This is a genomic window from Achromobacter deleyi (assembly GCF_016127315.1).
Taxonomy (GTDB): Bacteria; Pseudomonadota; Gammaproteobacteria; order Burkholderiales; family Burkholderiaceae_B; genus Achromobacter; species Achromobacter insuavis_A.
Genome location: NZ_CP065997.1, coordinates 6,836,296 through 6,851,124, shown reverse-complemented (window position 1 = coordinate 6,851,124; position 14,829 = coordinate 6,836,296). Strand labels below are relative to the sequence as shown.

At 68.0% G+C, this 14,829-nt stretch carries 12 protein-coding genes; 10 read left to right on the top strand and 2 right to left on the bottom strand.

The window, feature by feature from the left end; genetic code table 11:
• Window positions 1-113 precede the first annotated feature (113 nt).
• The 10 genes from lpdA (at window position 114) to I6I07_RS30955 (ending at window position 11,448) form a co-directional block, all read left to right on the top strand.
• Window positions 114-1,541, top strand: coding sequence for a dihydrolipoyl dehydrogenase (lpdA, locus tag I6I07_RS31000; protein ID WP_006393569.1), 1,428 nt, complete (start codon window positions 114-116; stop codon window positions 1,539-1,541).
• 81 nt (window positions 1,542-1,622) lie between these two features.
• Window positions 1,623-2,714, top strand: coding sequence for a cell division protein ZapE (gene zapE, locus I6I07_RS30995; protein ID WP_061072128.1), 1,092 nt, complete (start codon window positions 1,623-1,625; stop codon window positions 2,712-2,714).
• A 120-nt stretch (window positions 2,715-2,834) separates the two neighbouring features.
• Entirely contained in the window at window positions 2,835-3,368 is a 534-nt protein-coding gene (locus I6I07_RS30990; protein WP_198484986.1) for a sigma-70 family RNA polymerase sigma factor, read from the top strand.
• A complete protein-coding gene (locus I6I07_RS30985; RefSeq protein ID WP_198484984.1) occupies window positions 3,361-4,317 on the top strand; it encodes a FecR domain-containing protein in 957 nt (318 codons plus the stop codon). The genes I6I07_RS30990 and I6I07_RS30985 overlap by 8 nt, the downstream gene beginning before the upstream one ends.
• An 89-nt stretch (window positions 4,318-4,406) precedes the next feature.
• A complete protein-coding gene (locus tag I6I07_RS30980; RefSeq protein WP_198484982.1) occupies window positions 4,407-6,917 on the top strand; it encodes a TonB-dependent siderophore receptor in 2,511 nt (836 codons plus the stop codon).
• A 149-nt stretch (window positions 6,918-7,066) separates the two neighbouring features.
• Entirely contained in the window at window positions 7,067-7,699 is a 633-nt protein-coding gene (locus I6I07_RS30975; RefSeq protein ID WP_198484980.1) for a DUF4198 domain-containing protein, read from the top strand.
• A gap of 23 nt (window positions 7,700-7,722) precedes the next feature.
• Window positions 7,723-8,004, top strand: a complete 282-nt coding sequence (locus tag I6I07_RS30970) for a DUF3649 domain-containing protein (protein WP_006393575.1) — start codon at window positions 7,723-7,725, stop codon at window positions 8,002-8,004.
• Complete coding sequence (locus I6I07_RS30965; RefSeq protein ID WP_198484978.1) at window positions 8,001-9,704, top strand: PepSY-associated TM helix domain-containing protein; 1,704 nt, start codon at window positions 8,001-8,003, stop codon at window positions 9,702-9,704. Before I6I07_RS30970 ends, I6I07_RS30965 begins: the two co-directional genes overlap by 4 nt.
• Before the next feature lie 6 nt (window positions 9,705-9,710).
• Window positions 9,711-10,034, top strand: a complete 324-nt coding sequence (locus I6I07_RS30960) for a DUF3325 domain-containing protein (RefSeq protein WP_061072123.1) — start codon at window positions 9,711-9,713, stop codon at window positions 10,032-10,034.
• Between the two features lie 61 nt (window positions 10,035-10,095).
• Window positions 10,096-11,448: a tryptophan--tRNA ligase gene (locus I6I07_RS30955; protein WP_198484976.1), complete on the top strand. Its 1,353-nt coding sequence runs from the start codon at window positions 10,096-10,098 to the stop codon at window positions 11,446-11,448.
• 91 nt (window positions 11,449-11,539) lie between these two features.
• Here the strand turns inward: I6I07_RS30955 and I6I07_RS30950 are convergent, their stop codons facing one another.
• Window positions 11,540-12,043, bottom strand: a complete 504-nt coding sequence (locus tag I6I07_RS30950; protein ID WP_006393579.1) for a hypothetical protein — start codon at window positions 12,041-12,043, stop codon at window positions 11,540-11,542.
• Window positions 12,044-12,371: 328 nt separating this feature from the next.
• Window positions 12,372-14,753 carry an RNA-binding transcriptional accessory protein Tex gene (gene tex / locus I6I07_RS30945; protein WP_198484974.1) on the bottom strand — a complete coding sequence of 794 codons (2,382 nt, stop codon included), beginning with the start codon at window positions 14,751-14,753 and terminating at the stop codon, window positions 12,372-12,374.
• Window positions 14,754-14,829 lie beyond the last annotated feature (76 nt).

Below are 14,829 nucleotides of genomic sequence, written 5' to 3'. Positions count from 1 at the left end.
GCCCTGAGCCCGGCGCCGCCGCGGCCTTCGGGCCGGCGGCGCCCGGCCGGCCCCACGGGCCGGCTCGCGCGGGCCGGGGCGAGTTTCACTCCCTCCTCATTCGCGAGAACACTATGTCCAAACAATTCGACGTCGTCGTCATCGGCGCGGGCCCCGGCGGCTACATCGCCGCCATCCGCGCCGCGCAGCTCGGCATGTCGGTGGCTTGCATCGACGCCTGGCAAAACGGCCAAGGCGGCCCGGCTCCCGGCGGCACGTGCACCAACGTCGGTTGCATCCCGTCCAAGGCGCTGCTGCAATCGTCCGAGCACTTTGAACAAGCCAACCACCACTTCGCCGAGCACGGCATCGAAGTCAAGGGCGTCAGCCTGAAGCTCGACACGCTGATCGGCCGCAAGAACTCGGTGGTCAAGCAGAACAACGACGGCATCCTGTACTTGTTCAAGAAGAACAAGGTCACCTTCTTCCATGGCAAGGGCGCGTTCGTCGGCCAGGTCGAAGGCGGCTGGGCCATCAAGGTCACCGGCACCGCCGAGGAAGACCTGGTCGCCAAGCACGTGGTGGTCGCCACCGGTTCGTCGGCGCGTGAGCTGCCCGGCCTGCCGTTCGATGAAAAGGTCGTGTTGTCCAACGACGGCGCGCTGAACATCGGCGCCGTGCCGAAGTCGCTGGGCGTGATCGGCGCCGGCGTCATCGGCCTGGAAATGGGCAGCGTGTGGCGCCGCCTGGGCGCCGACGTCACCATCCTGGAGGCGATGCCGGAATTCCTGGCCGCCGCTGACCAGCAAGTGGCCAAGGAAGCCCTGAAGGCCTTCACCAAGCAGGGCCTGAACATCCAGATGGGCGTCAAGATCGGCGAGATCAAGGCGACCGCCAAGTCGGTGACCGTGCCTTACGTCGATGCCAAGGGCGCCGAGCAGAAGCTGGTGGTGGACAAGCTGATCGTCTCGATCGGCCGCGTGCCCTACACCGGCGGCCTGAACGCCGACGCGGTGGGCCTGAAGCTCGACGAGCGCGGCTTCGTTGCCGTGGACGGCGATTGCAAGACCAACCTGCCCAACGTCTGGGCGGTGGGCGACGTGGTGCGCGGCCCGATGCTGGCGCACAAGGCCGAGGAAGAAGGCGTGGCGGTTGCCGAGCGCATCGCCGGCCAGCACGGCCACGTCAACTTCGACACCGTGCCGTGGGTGATCTACACCTCGCCGGAAATCGCCTGGGTCGGCAAGACCGAGCAGCAGCTCAAGGCCGAAGGCCGCGAGTACAAGGCCGGCAGCTTCCCGTTCCTGGCCAACGGCCGTGCCCGCGCGCTGGGTGACACCACCGGCTTCGCCAAGGTGATCGCCGATGCCAAGACCGACGAAGTCCTGGGCGTGCACATCGTGGGCCCGATGGCCTCGGAGCTGATCTCGGAAGCCGTGACCATCATGGAATTCCGCGGCGCCGCCGAAGACATCGCCCGCATCTGCCATGCGCACCCGACGCTGTCGGAAGCCGTGAAGGAAGCCGCCCTGGCCGTTGACAAGCGCGCCTTGAACTTCTGATCCGGCACCGCGCTGCGGCTTGGCCAAAGGGGCGGGTTCTCGGACCCGCCCTTTTTTTCACTTGCTTGACCTGCCTCTTCCATGAACGTCCGCGAATACTACGAACAAGCCCTGGCCGAACGCGGCTACCAGCCCGACGCCGCCCAGAAAAAGGCGATCGACCGGCTGCAGCGCTATTACGACGAATGGATCAAGTTCAAGGCGTTGCGCTCGAACGCGCTCAAGAAGCTGTTGAACCGTCCCGACGTGCCGCGCGGCGTGTACCTGTGGGGCGGGGTGGGGCGCGGCAAGAGCTTCCTGATGGACGCGTTCTACGCCACCGTGCCGGTGGTGCGCAAGACGCGCCTGCACTTCCATGAGTTCATGCGCGGCGTGCACCGCGAGCTGGAAGAAGTGAAGGGCATGCAGGACCCGTTGGACGAGGTCGCCAAGCGCGTGGCCAAGCGCTACCGCCTGATCTGTTTCGACGAGTTCCACGTGTCGGACGTGGCGGACGCGATGATCCTGCACCGCCTGCTGTTCAAGCTGTTCGAGTACGGCACCTCGTTCGTGATGACCTCCAACTACGAGCCGTCGACGCTGTATCCCGACGGCCTGCACCGCGACCGCGTGCTGCCGGCGATCGAGCTGATCCAGGCGCGCATGGACGTAATGAACGTGGACGCCGGCGTCGACTACCGCCGCCGTTCGCTCGAGCAGGTGCAGTGCTACCACTCGCCGCTCGATGAGCATGCGCAGCAGGCGCTGCAGCAGGCGTTCGACAGCCTGGCCGACACGCCGCCGCAGGAGCCGGTGCTGCACATCGAGCATCGCGAGATCCGCGCGCTGGCGCTGGCCGGTTCGGTGGTGTGGTTCGACTTCGCCACGCTGTGCGGCGGCCCGCGTTCGCAGAACGATTACCTGGAGCTGGCCAACCGCTTCCATGCCGTGATCCTGTCCGGCGTGCCGCGCATGGGGCCGCGCCAGGCCTCCGAGGCGCGCCGCTTCACCTGGCTGATCGACGTGTTCTACGACCATCGCGTCAAGCTGATCATGTCGGCCGAGTGCGAACCCGAGGAAATCTATACCGAGGGCGTGCTGGCCAATGAATTCCACCGCACGGTCTCGCGCATTCTCGAAATGCAGTCGCGCGAATACCTGGAATCCGAACGCCGCCTGACCGTAACGTTGTAGTTATGCCGCAAGCGCCTGTCTCGTGGACGCGAGCGGGGCGGTTTGCGTGGTTAGTGTTAGTAATGCAAGTCATTATCAATTAAGATCCGAAGACTTCAGGTCCCGTACCGCAGTCTTCAAGTGTCTTCCCCCTTCATCCCGTCTTCGGTCTCTTGCGCCGATGCGTCCGTCACGCCCGTCGATGGCCTGTACCGCGACCATCGGCCGTGGCTGTTCGGCTGGCTGCGCCGCAAGCTCGGCTGCGCGCACCGCGCCGAGGACCTGGCGCAGGACGTGTTCGTGCGCGTCATCCAGGGCCGCAAGGCGGTGCGCACGGCTGATGCTCGAGCCCTGCTGACCACCATCGCCAAGGGCCTGGTGGTCGATCACCAACGGCACGCGGCGCTTGAGCACGCCTACCTGGCCTACCTGGCCTCAATGCCCGAGGCCCATGCGCCGTCGCCCGAAACGCAGGCCGAGCAGATGCAGGCCCTGATGCGGCTCGACCGGCTGCTCGACAGCCTGCCGCCCAAGGCGCGCTCGGCGTTCCTGCTGTCGCAGCTGGACGGCCTGACCTATCCTGAAATCGCGCAGCGGCTCGGCGTGTCGCTCAGTTCCGTGCAGCAGTACATGGTGCGCGCCATGTCCGCCTGCTATGCGGCGCTCTATGACTAGCGCCATCGGCAGGCCGCCGGAGTCCGTGGTGCGCGAAGCCATCGCCTGGTGGGCCCGCCTGCAATCCGGCCAGGCCGATGCGCGCGACCGCGACGCCTGTGATGCCTGGCTGGCGCGGGATCCCCTGCACCGGCAGGCCTGGGAACGGCTGGAAATGATCGGCCGCGATGCGCGCCGGGTTCCCGCGGCATTGGCGCATGCGGCGCTGGACGCTCCGGATCCGGCCGGTCGCCGCCGCGCCTTGCGCGCCATGCTGACGCTTGCGGGTGTCGGGGTGGCGGGATGGGCCGGATACCGGCACACGCCGTGGCAACGGCTGGCGGCGGACCTGAGCACCGGCGTTGGCGAACGGCGCGCGGTCGCCGTGGCCGATGGCCTGCACGTCACCTTGAACAGCGACAGCGCGCTGCGCTTGCGGCTCGATGGCGGCGCGCGCGGCATCGACCTGCTGCGCGGCGAGATCCTGGTCCACGCGCAAGCGCGACCGGGCGCGGCGGCGCTGCGGGTGGATACGGGCTATGGCGTGCTGCTGGCCGAGAACGCGCGCTTCGACGTACGGCGCACCGACGACGGCGCGCGGCTGGGGGTCTACCACGGCAGCGTCGCGCTGCTGCGCGATGGGCAGCAGGCCCAGGTCGAGGCGGGCGAACGCCTGACCTATGGCGCGCAGGGGAGCGTCGAGCGGCATGCCGCGGACCCGGACCGCCTGGCCTGGGTCGATGGCCTGGTGGTGGCCAAGGACTGGCGCCTGGATGCCTTCGCCCACTACCTGGCGCGCCAGCGGATCGGCGTGATCCGCGTGGACCCGGCGGTGGCCGCCCTGCGGCTGTCGGGCGTCTTTCCGCTGGACGACGCCGAACGCGCGCTCAGGGCGCTGGAGCCGGCCCTGCCCATCGTGGTGACGCGCCACACGCAGTATTGGCTGCAAGTCGAGCCACGCACGGCCTGATCGTTACAATTTTCTCGCTCGACGCATTGCAGGTTTTTGTTCCCGGTACGGAAAGGCAGAGATAGAGACCTACGTACAGGGAGTTTTTCGTGTCCGCTTCATCCTGCCCGCGCCCTCGCGCGACCTTGACCGCCGGCCGCCTGGCCGTGCTTGCCGCGACCTGCGCCGGCGCCTGGCTGGCCGCCGCGCCCGCCGCCTGGGCGCAAGCCTCGCCCGCCGCCGCCCAGGCGCCGCGCACCTACCAGATCGCCGCCGGTCCGCTCGGCGATGCCTTGACCCAGTTCGCGCGCAGCGCCGGCGTGGTGCTGTCGTTCGATCCGGCCCAGGTGCGCGGTCTGCGTTCCGGCGGCCTGGACGGCGCCTATTCGGTGGGCGCCGGCTTTGCCCGCATCCTGGCGGGCAGCGGCCTGCAGGCGCGCGCCCAGTCCGGCAACACCTGGACGCTGGTGGCGGCCCCGGCCGCGCAGGCGGGCGATGCGCATACGCTGGCGCCGGTCACGGTGTCGGGCAATTCCCTCAGCGCGCTGGCGCCAACCGTGGGCTATGTGGCCGGCGCCAGCGTCAGCGCCACCAAGACCGACACGCCGCTGATCGAGACGCCGCAATCGGTGTCCGTGGTCACGCGCGAGCAGATCGCCGAGCAGGGCGCGCAGACGCTGAACCAGGTGCTGCGCTACACGCCCGGCGTGGCGACCGAAACGCGCGGCGCCACCGCCACGCGGCTGGACCAGTTCAGCGTGCGCGGCTTTTCCGCGTCGACCTACCTGGACGGCCTGCGGGTGTTCGGCGGGCGCGATGCCCTGCCGCAGGTGGACGCCTACCGCCTGGAGCGCGTGGACGTGCTGAAGGGGCCGGCCTCGGTGATGTACGGGCAGGGCGGCCCCGGCGGCGTGGTCAACCAGGTCAGCAAGCGGCCGCTGGAAGAAGCCCTGCATGAAGTCGAGCTGCAGGTCGGCAACTACGACTACCGGCGCGCCAACTTCGATTTCGGCGGCCCGCTCGATGCGGACGGCAAGTACCTGTACCGCCTGGCGGGATCGGGCTACATGGCCGACGGCCAGATCGACCACACCAAGGAGCGTCGCTACTTCGTTTCGCCGGCGTTCACCTGGAAGCCCAATGGCGACACGTCGCTGACCGTGCTGACGAACTTCCAGCGCGATCCCGACATGGGTTCCTACGGCGCCGTGCCGCCGATGCGTTCGTTGCTGTCGGCCCCGGATGGCATCCGCCTGTCGCCGAGCTACTACGATGGCGACGCCAATTTCGAGAAGAGCGACCGCAAGAGCTATTCGCTCGGCTATGTGCTGGACCACCGCTTCAGCGACAGCCTGAAGGCGACGCAGAGCCTGCGCTGGACTCATTCCGATGCCAAGTACCGCAGCATCTACGGCGCGTCCAGCCGTTTCTACGGCTACACCGACAGCCGCTACCTCTACCAGCAGCGCGCCGCGATCGCGACCGACGTCGAGGTCGGCGCGCTGACCATCGACAACAACCTGCAGGCGCGCTTCGACACCGGCGCCTTCGGCCACACGGTGCTGCTGGGCTTCGATTACCAGCACGTCAAGACCGACACGCTGTCGGGCTTCGGCAACGCGCCCGCGCTGGACGTGATGAACCCGGACAACCACCAGAACATTCCGGCGCCGGCCTTCTCCACCGACGCCACCACCACGCAGTACCAGGCCGGCCTGTACTTCCAGGACCAGATCAAGATCGACCGCCTTTCGGTGCTGCTGGGCGGCCGCTACGACTGGTCGCGCAACGTCGGCGAGAGCACCGCCATCGCCACCGGTCGCACCACGCCTTCGTCGTTGCGCGCCGAGGCCTTCACCGGCCGTTTCGGCGTGATCTACAACTTCGACAACGGCGTGGCGCCGTACTTCAGCTATTCCGAATCGTTCGAGCCGCAGTCGGGCACCGGCTGGAACAACGCGCCGTTCAAGCCGATCGAGGGCAACCAGTACGAGGTCGGCATCAAGTACCAGCCGCCGGGCAGCGAGACGTTGCTGTCTGTGGCCGCGTTCGACATCCGCCGCGAGAACATGCTGACCACCGATCCGGACCCGACGCACCTGTGCGGCACGTCCAATGCGCGCTGCCAGATCCAGTCCGGTGAGCTGCGCACGCAGGGCATCGAACTCGAGGCCAAGACCGAACCGCTGCGCGGCCTGACGCTGATGGCCGGCTATTCGCTGCTGGACAACGCCTATTCCAAGGCCAATCCCGGCACCACGGGACTGAACCTCAAGGGCAAGGCGCCGGTGGGCGTGCCGTCGCAGCAGGCCTCGGCCTGGGCCCGCTACCAGTTGCAGGGCGGCCCGCTGGCCGGCCTGGGCGTGGGCGGCGGCGTGCGCTACATCGGGTCGTCGTACGGCGACGAGGCCAACACCATGAAGGTGCCGTCGGTCACGCTGTTCGACCTGATGCTGGACTACGACCTGGGCCGCGTGTCGCCGTCGCTCAAGGGCATGCAGGTGGCGCTGAACGTGCAGAACCTGTTCGACAAGGAATACATCGCCTCGTGCTCGGGCGATTCCTGGTGCTGGTACGGCTACCAGCGCTCGATCAAGGCCAGCCTGCGGTATCGCTGGTAAATCAGACTGCCCGTTCGCGGCGCGGCCGTGGGCGGGCAGGCACGCAAAGCCTCACATCGTAGTGAGAATGGTTATAATTCAGACCCTGCCGATACGGTAACCGCCGCGGGGGCGGTTCCGGACCGGCGTTCATAACAGGAAGATCGACAATGAAATTCGCAAGGACTTTGGCAGCCATCGCGCTGTTGGGCAGCGCCGGCGCGGCGCAGGCGCACTTCGTCTGGCTCGAGCGGGCCGACCAGGGGCCGGCAAAGGCGTACTTCGGCGAATGGGCGGACGACCTGCGTGAAAAGCGCGACGGCCTCCTGGGCAAGGTCCTGGTGGCGCCGGTGGTGACCGGCGCTGACGGCAAGGCACTCAAGGCGTCGGCCGAGGGCGCGGATTTCGTCGAGTTCGCCACCAGCGGCAAGGGCGACGTGCGCCTGTCGCAGCCGATCCAGTTCAAGGACACGCTGATGCAGTACGGCGCCAAGGCCGGCCGCGAAGACACCCAGGGCAAGCTCGACCTGGAGCTGGTGCCGGCCGCCGCGGGCAGCAACACCTTCGTGCTGCATTTCAAGGGCAAGCCGCTCGCCAAGACCGAAGTCACCGTGTTCGGCCCGCCCAAGTGGGAAAAGCGTTTCCACAGCGACGAGAACGGCCGCATCGAGATCACCACGCCGTGGCCGGGCCAGTACGTGCTGGAAGCCGCCCACGTCGAGGACAAGGCCGGCGAGGCCGACGGCAAGGCCTATACCAAGATCCGCTACGTTTCCACCCTGACCTTCAACGTGACCAAGTGAAAGCTCCCGCAGCCGGCGCAGGCATGATGCGCTACCGTCTGGCCGTGGCCTCGCGGGCCCTGGCCGCCATCCTCGGCGGCTACGGCCTGGCCTCGGCGGCTGCGGCCTGCCTGGCCGTCTGGCTGCCCATGCAGCGCGCCGACGCCGTCGTCGCGGCGCAGATGTCGGCCTTCGTGGTCTACACCTGTGGCGTCATCTGGGTGTTCGCCACCCGCAACGCCTGGCGCGCCTGGGCCGGCATTCTGTTGCCGGCGGCGCTGTTCGGCGGCCTGTTCCTGATCGGCCGCATGGTGGGGGGCGCATGAAACCGAGTACCGGAAAAGCGCAAGGCGAAGGCCTGCGCCAATCCATGTCGTGGCTGCACACCTGGTCGGGGCTGATCCTCGGCTGGGTGCTGTTCGCGATGTTCCTGACCGGCACGCTGTCGTTCTTCCGTCCCGAGATCACCCGCTGGATGCAGCCCGAGATCCAGGTGAAGGCCGCCCCCACGCTCGAGTCCGTGGCCATGGCGCAGCGCTACCTGACCGAGCACGCGCCCGACGCCAAGCGCTGGTTCATCACGCCGCCCTCCGACCGCGAACCGGAGATCCTGCTGCTGTACCAGGTGCAGAAACCCAAGCCGGGCGAGCGCGGCTTCGTGCGCGCCAAGCTCGACCCACTGACCGGCCAGGCCGTCGAGGGTCGCGAGACGCGCGGCGGCGACTTCTTCTACCGCTTCCATTTCGAACTCGAGACGGCGTTCCCGTGGGGGCGCTGGCTCGCCAGCATCGCCGGCATGTTCATGCTGGTGGCCATCATCAGCGGCATCATCACGCACAAGAAGATCTTCGCCGACTTCTTCACCTTCCGCCCGAAGAAGGGCGGCCAGCGGGCCTGGATGGATGGCCACAACGCGCTGTCGGTGCTGGGGTTGCCGTTCCATTTGATGATCACGTTCAGTGGCCTGCTGTTGTTCGCCAGCATGCTGCTGCCGGCCGGCATCCTGGCCGCCTACGAAAACCCGCGCCAGTACGCCGACGACATGTTCCCGGGCTTCAAGGTCTCGCCGCCTCGCAATGAGCCGGCGCCGTTGGTGGCGCTTGCTCCGCTGGTCGAACAGGTCGAGCAGCGTTGGCATGGGCGGGTCGGCCGCGTCACGGTCAACAATCCTGGCGATGCTGGCGCCACGGTGACCCTGGCGCGCGATGCGGCGGACGGCGTGTCCTACGGCCGGCTCGCGCCGTATGCGAGGTTCGACGGCGTCACCGGCGCCTTCCAGGAAGGGCAGGACGAATTGACTCCCACCATGCGCACCGCCGGCGTGGTCATCGGACTGCACCTGGGGCTGTTCGCCGAGCCGTTGCTGCGCTGGTTCTATTTCCTGGTCAGCCTGGCGGGTACGGGCATGGTCGGTTCCGGCCTGGTGCTGTGGATCGCCAAGCGCCGCCAGAAGGCGCGACCCGGCGCGCGCGAGGCCTTCTCGCTGCGCCTGGTGGACGGCCTGAACGCCGGCACCATCGCCGGCCTCTTCATCGCGGTCGCCGCGTTCTTCTGGACCAACCGCCTGGTGCCGGCCGACCTGCCGGGCCGCCAGTTGTGGGAAGTGCGCGCGTTCTTCAGCGCCTGGGGCCTGTCGCTGGTGTACGCGTTCCTGTTCCACAAGCGCAAGTGGGTCGACCTGCTGACGCTGGCCGCGGCCTCGCTGGCGCTGGTGCCGGTGGTCAACGCCTTGACCACGTCGCGCCACCTCGGCGTGTCGCTGCCGGCGGGCGACTGGGTCATGGCCGGTTTCGACCTGACCTGCCTGGCCGGCGCGCTGCTCCTGGGCTGGATGGCGCGCAAGGCCGCCCGCGCGCGCAAGGCGCCGGCCAAGGGCGCCACCAAGGCGCCAGCCCGCGCCCGCGCCGCGACGGCCGCCGAAACGCCCGCCCCGGTGCAAGCGCAAGCGCAGGCTCGGACCCGTCCCGCCACGCCCGACCTGACGCCCTCGCATTCCCCTTCCGAAGCCGCCTATGAACCGAGGTGATACGCCATGACGCTCGCCGCCTTCTGCCTTGCCTACGCGGGATTCTCCGCCCTGTGCCTGGGCATGGATCGTCACTACGAGGACCTGTTCGACCGCGCCTTGCCGCGCCGCCACCGCGTGCCGCTGCGCACCTTCGGCTGGCTGGCGCTGGCGTTGTCGCTGTGCGCCTCGGCCGCGGTCTGGGGCTGGAGCTACGGCACCATCGAATGGATCGGCATCCTCAGCATCGCCGGCCTGCTGCTGATCTGGTTCCTGACCTTCCGGCCACGCGCCGCGCTGACGGCCGGCGGGCTGTGCGCGCTGGCCGCGCCGCTGCTGGCCGTCCTGTAAGCGCGGCGCCCGCGTGGCACGTTACACTGGGCGTTTCACCAAGCAAACGCCTGCATCGTCCATGAACACCCGCGTCCTTACTGGCATCACCACCTCTGGAACCCCTCACCTCGGCAACTACGCTGGCGCGATCCGCCCGGCGGTCCAGGCCAGCACGCAACCGGGTGTCGACGCGTTTTTCTTCCTGGCCGACTACCACGCGCTGATCAAGTGCGACGATCCGGCCCGCGTGGCCCGCTCGCGGCTTGAAATCGCCGCCACCTGGCTGGCGGTGGGCCTCGATCCCGAACGCGTGACCTTCTACCGCCAGTCGGACATCCCCGAGATCCCGGAGCTGAGCTGGCTGCTGACCTGCGTCACGGCCAAGGGCCTGATGAACCGCGCGCACGCCTACAAGGCCTCGGTCGACCAGAACGTGGCCAAGGGCGTGGATCCCGACGACGGCGTGACCATGGGCCTGTTCTCGTATCCGGTGCTGATGGCCGCGGACATCGTCATGTTCAACGCCAATAAGGTGCCGGTGGGCCGCGACCAGATCCAGCACCTGGAAATGGCGCGCGACATCGCCCAGCGCTTCAATCACCTGTACGGCCGCGAGTACTTCACGCTGCCCGAGGTCGCCATCGAGGAAGACGTGGCCACCTTGCCGGGCCTGGACGGCCGCAAGATGTCCAAGAGCTACAACAACACCATTCCGCTGTTCGAGGGCGGCGCCAAGGCGCTGCGCGCCTCGATCATGCGCATCGTCACCGACTCGCGCGAACCGGGCGAACCCAAGGACGCCGAGGGCTCGCACCTGTACACCATCTACCGCGCCTTCGCCACGCACGAACAGGCCGCGGCGTTCCGCAAGCAGCTCGAGGAAGGCCTGGGCTGGGGCGAGGCCAAGCAGGCGCTCTACGACCACCTGGAGAACCTGTTGGCGCCGATGCGCGAGCGCTACTTCGACCTGATGGCCAACCCCGGGCGCATCGAGGACGTGCTGCAGGCCGGCGCCGCCAAGGCGCGCAAGCTGGCGGTGCCGATGATGCGCGAACTGCGCGAGGCCGTGGGCCTGCGCAACCTGAATGCGCAGGCGCCGGGCAAGGACGCGCCGGCCAAGAAGGAAAAGGGCAAGGGCGCGCGTTTCGTCAGCTTCCGCGACGAGGACGGCGGCTTCCGTTTCCGCTTCCTGGCCGCCGATGGCGAGGAACTGCTGCTGTCGCAACGCTTCGCCGATCCCAAGGAAGCCGGCGCGCTGATGCGTCGCCTGCAGGCGGAATCGCCCGAGACCCTGCTGCAAGCCACGGCCGAAGGCCTGGCGGCGGTGCTGGACGGCGCCACCGTGGCGACGGCGCCCGCCGGCGCCCAGGGCGACGTCCAGGCGCAGCTGACGAAGGCGCGTGACGCGCTGCGCTCGATGGCGCAGGAATAACGCCGCGCAGGCAGCAAGGCAAGGGCGGCGCCATCGCGCCGCCCTTGTCGTTTGTGCTGCGGAAAAACTTGCCATGCGTCGGGCGCCGCGCCTAGCGGGCGTTGGCGGAGACGATACGGCCGTCGCGCACCTGGAATCGTTGCGCGCTACCCTGGCCGGCGATTTCCAGCATGTCGCCTTCCGAATAGCCCGTCACGGTGGGGCAGTCGAGCCACTCGGGGTTGATGAACGGGAAGTACTTGAGCGTGCCGCTGCCCTGGCTGACGAAATCGAACGTGGTGTTGGCCACGACTTCCGGATCCCATTGGCTGGCGTCGAAGGTCAGCGCACAGCCGGCGCCGATGCGGTAGATGATGCTGGCGCCCATGCTGGCGAATCCCAGCGCGCCGACGTGCAATTGCGCGCCGTTGGCCAGTTCGATGATCCGGCTGCCCAGGCGTTCCAGGGTGATGTGCTTGAAGGTGACTTCGGCGCCGTCCACGGTCAGGTGGGCATATTGGCCGAGGGTGACTTCGTTGTAGGCGCCGCTCAGGCTGGCTTCTTTCTCGGTGATGATTGCCGTTTCGTTGGCGGCAAGCGTAATCGTGTTGCGCATGGCGGGGCGGATCTCCGGTCTCTCAGGTATGGCGCTGTTTTTCTTGTGCTTCGACCCGATAGACGCTTGCGCCGCAGCTCGCCTGATCATGGGTTTGCTTCCGCCGTGCATGCCCGATCCGCCGGCTTATTATTATTTGGACACAATTCGATATTTTCCCTTGTTTTTGTTGCGTTCGGCTTGAGGCAACGCAAGGAAGGGGAGGCTTTGAGGGAAAGTCCTTAGTTGAATGACAACCCTGAATGACAACCGGCGCCTGGGCGCCGGTTGGAGGGACTTGCGGATGCCGCCTGGCCGGCTCCCGCGGGGAGCGGCCAGGGGAGGGGACTCAACGCTTGAGCTTGGCGAACGCGTCGGCCATGGCGCTGTTCATCGCGGCGCTACCGCCGGCGTTGCCGCGGCCGCTGTCGCCTTGCGGGCGGCGGCCGCCGCGATCGCCGCCCTTGGGGGCGGCGTCGGCGCCGCGCCGGGCCGGCACGGCGGCGTCGTTCATGCGCATGGTCAGTGCCACGCGCTTGCGCGCCACGTCCACTTCCAGCACCTTCACGCTGACCGTCTGGCCCACGCGCACCACGTCGCGCGGATCCTTCACGAACTTCTCGGCCAGCGCCGAGATGTGGACCAGGCCGTCCTGGTGCACGCCGATGTCGACGAACGCGCCGAAGTTGGCGACGTTGGTCACCACGCCTTCGAGCACCATGCCGGGATACAGGTCGTTGAGCGTCTCGACGCCTTCCTTGAACTGGGCGGTCTTGAACTCGGGGCGCGGATCGCGACCGGGCTTTTCCAGTTCGGCGAAGATGTCGCGCACCGTCGGCAGGCCGAAACGTTCGTCCGTGAAGTCAGACGGCGACACGCCCTTGAGCGCATCGCGCTGGCCGATGATCTGCTTGACCTCGGCCTTGATCTTGGCCACGATGCGTTCGACCACCGGATAGGCTTCCGGGTGCACCGACGAGGCGTCCAGCGGGTTGTCGCCGTTGGGGATGCGCAGGAAGCCGGCGGCCTGCTCGAAGGCCTTGTCGCCGAAGCGCGGCACCTTGCGCAGCAGTTCGCGGGTGGGGAAGGCGCCATTCTCGTCGCGCCAGGCCACGATGTTCTTGGCCAGCAGCGAGTTCAGGCCCGACACGCGCGCCAGCAGCGCGGCGGAGGCCGTGTTGACGTCGACGCCCACGGCGTTCACGCAATCCTCGACCACCGCGTCCAGCGAACGCGCCAACTCGCGCTGGTTGACGTCGTGCTGGTACTGGCCGACGCCGATGGCCTTGGGATCGATCTTGACCAGTTCGGCCAGCGGATCCTGCAGGCGGCGCGCGATCGACACGGCGCCACGCAGCGTCACGTCGAGATCGGGGAATTCGAGCGCAGCGGTTTCCGAGGCCGAATACACCGAGGCGCCGGCCTCGGACACGACCACGCGCGTCACCTTCAGGTCGGGGAAGCGTTCCTGCATGTCGCCCACCAGCTTCTCGCTTTCGCGCGAGGCGGTGCCGTTGCCGATGGCGATCAGGTCGACCTTGTGGCGCGCGACCAGCGCGGCCAGCGTATTGATGGTGCCTTCGCGGTCACGGCGCGGTTCGAACGGGTAGACGGTGGAGGTATCGACCACCTTGCCGGTCTGGTCGATCACGGCCACCTTGCAGCCCGTGCGGATGCCGGGATCCAGGCCCAGCACGGCCTTGGGGCCGGCCGGCGCGGCCAGCAGCAGATCCTTCAGGTTGGCGGCGAACACGCGGATGGCCTCGGCCTCGGCGGTCTCGCGCAGGCGGCCGACCAGTTCGCTTTCAAAGGCCGTCACCAGCTTGACGCGCCAGGTCCAGCGGCACACTTCGCCCAGCCAGCGCGCGCGCGGCGAGGCGTCCAGCGCGAACAGGCCGTTGCCGAGCTTGAGGAAGCCGGCGATGCGCGCCACGCAGGGGTGCGGCAGTTGCGCTTCGAGCTCGGTTTCCAGGCCCAGGCGGATTTCCAGCACGCCTTGCTGGCGGCCGCGCAGCAGCGCCAGGATGCGGTGCGATGGCAGCGTGCGCAGCGGCTCGTTGAAGTCGAACCAGTCGCGGAAGTTGGCGCCTTCGGTTTCCTTGCCGTCGACCATCTTGGAATACAGATAGCCGGTGGACCAGAGGTGCTCGCGCATGTCGGCCAGCAGGTCGGCGTTCTCGGCGTAGCGCTCGGCCAGGATGTCGCGGGCGCCGTCCAGCGCCGCCTTGGCGTCGTTGATCGAGGCTTCGGGATTCAGGTATTGCGCGGCAAGCGCGGCCGGATCGCAGGCCGGGTCGGCCAGGATGGCGTCGGCCAGCGGCTCCAGGCCGGCCTCGCGGGCGATCTGGGCGCGCGTGCGGCGCTTGGGCTTGTACGGCGCGTACAAGTCTTCCAGGCGCTGCTTGGTATCGGCGCTGGCGATTTCCTGCTGCAGTTCGGGCGTCAGCTTGCCCTGCTGCGAGATCGATTCGAGGATCGAGCCGCGGCGTTCTTCGAGCTCGCGCAGGTAGCCCAGGCGCACTTCCAGGTTGCGCAGGACGGTGTCGTCCAGGCCGCCGGTGGCTTCCTTGCGGTAGCGCGCGATGAAGGGCACGGTGGCGCCATCGTCCAGCAGTTCCACCGCGGAGGCGATCTGGGAGGCGCGTGCGCCGAGCTCGGTGGCGAGCTGGGCAACGATACGGGCATTGTCGACGCCGGCGGCGACGTTCGTGATAACGGAAGTTTCAGACATCTCGATACGACGGCAAAAAAGGAAAAACAAGGGGCGGATTGTGCCATAAGCCGCTGTTACAGAACGTGCCAGGCGG

What these genes read in the sequence shown, in the direction of transcription:
- lpdA (WP_006393569.1), top strand. Translation starts at nt 114, where the DNA reads ATGTCCAAACAATTCGACGTCGTCGTCATCGGCGCGGGCCCCGGCGGC.
- zapE (WP_061072128.1), top strand. Translation starts at nt 1,623, where the DNA reads ATGAACGTCCGCGAATACTACGAACAAGCCCTGGCCGAACGCGGCTAC.
- I6I07_RS30985 (WP_198484984.1), top strand. Translation starts at nt 3,361, where the DNA reads ATGACTAGCGCCATCGGCAGGCCGCCGGAGTCCGTGGTGCGCGAAGCC.
- I6I07_RS30975 (WP_198484980.1), top strand. Translation starts at nt 7,067, where the DNA reads ATGAAATTCGCAAGGACTTTGGCAGCCATCGCGCTGTTGGGCAGCGCC.
- I6I07_RS30970 (WP_006393575.1), top strand. Translation starts at nt 7,723, where the DNA reads ATGATGCGCTACCGTCTGGCCGTGGCCTCGCGGGCCCTGGCCGCCATC.
- I6I07_RS30965 (WP_198484978.1), top strand. Translation starts at nt 8,001, where the DNA reads ATGAAACCGAGTACCGGAAAAGCGCAAGGCGAAGGCCTGCGCCAATCC.
- I6I07_RS30960 (WP_061072123.1), top strand. Translation starts at nt 9,711, where the DNA reads ATGACGCTCGCCGCCTTCTGCCTTGCCTACGCGGGATTCTCCGCCCTG.
- I6I07_RS30955 (WP_198484976.1), top strand. Translation starts at nt 10,096, where the DNA reads ATGAACACCCGCGTCCTTACTGGCATCACCACCTCTGGAACCCCTCAC.
- I6I07_RS30950 (WP_006393579.1), bottom strand. Translation starts at nt 12,043, where the DNA reads ATGCGCAACACGATTACGCTTGCCGCCAACGAAACGGCAATCATCACC.
- tex (WP_198484974.1), bottom strand. Translation starts at nt 14,753, where the DNA reads ATGTCTGAAACTTCCGTTATCACGAACGTCGCCGCCGGCGTCGACAAT.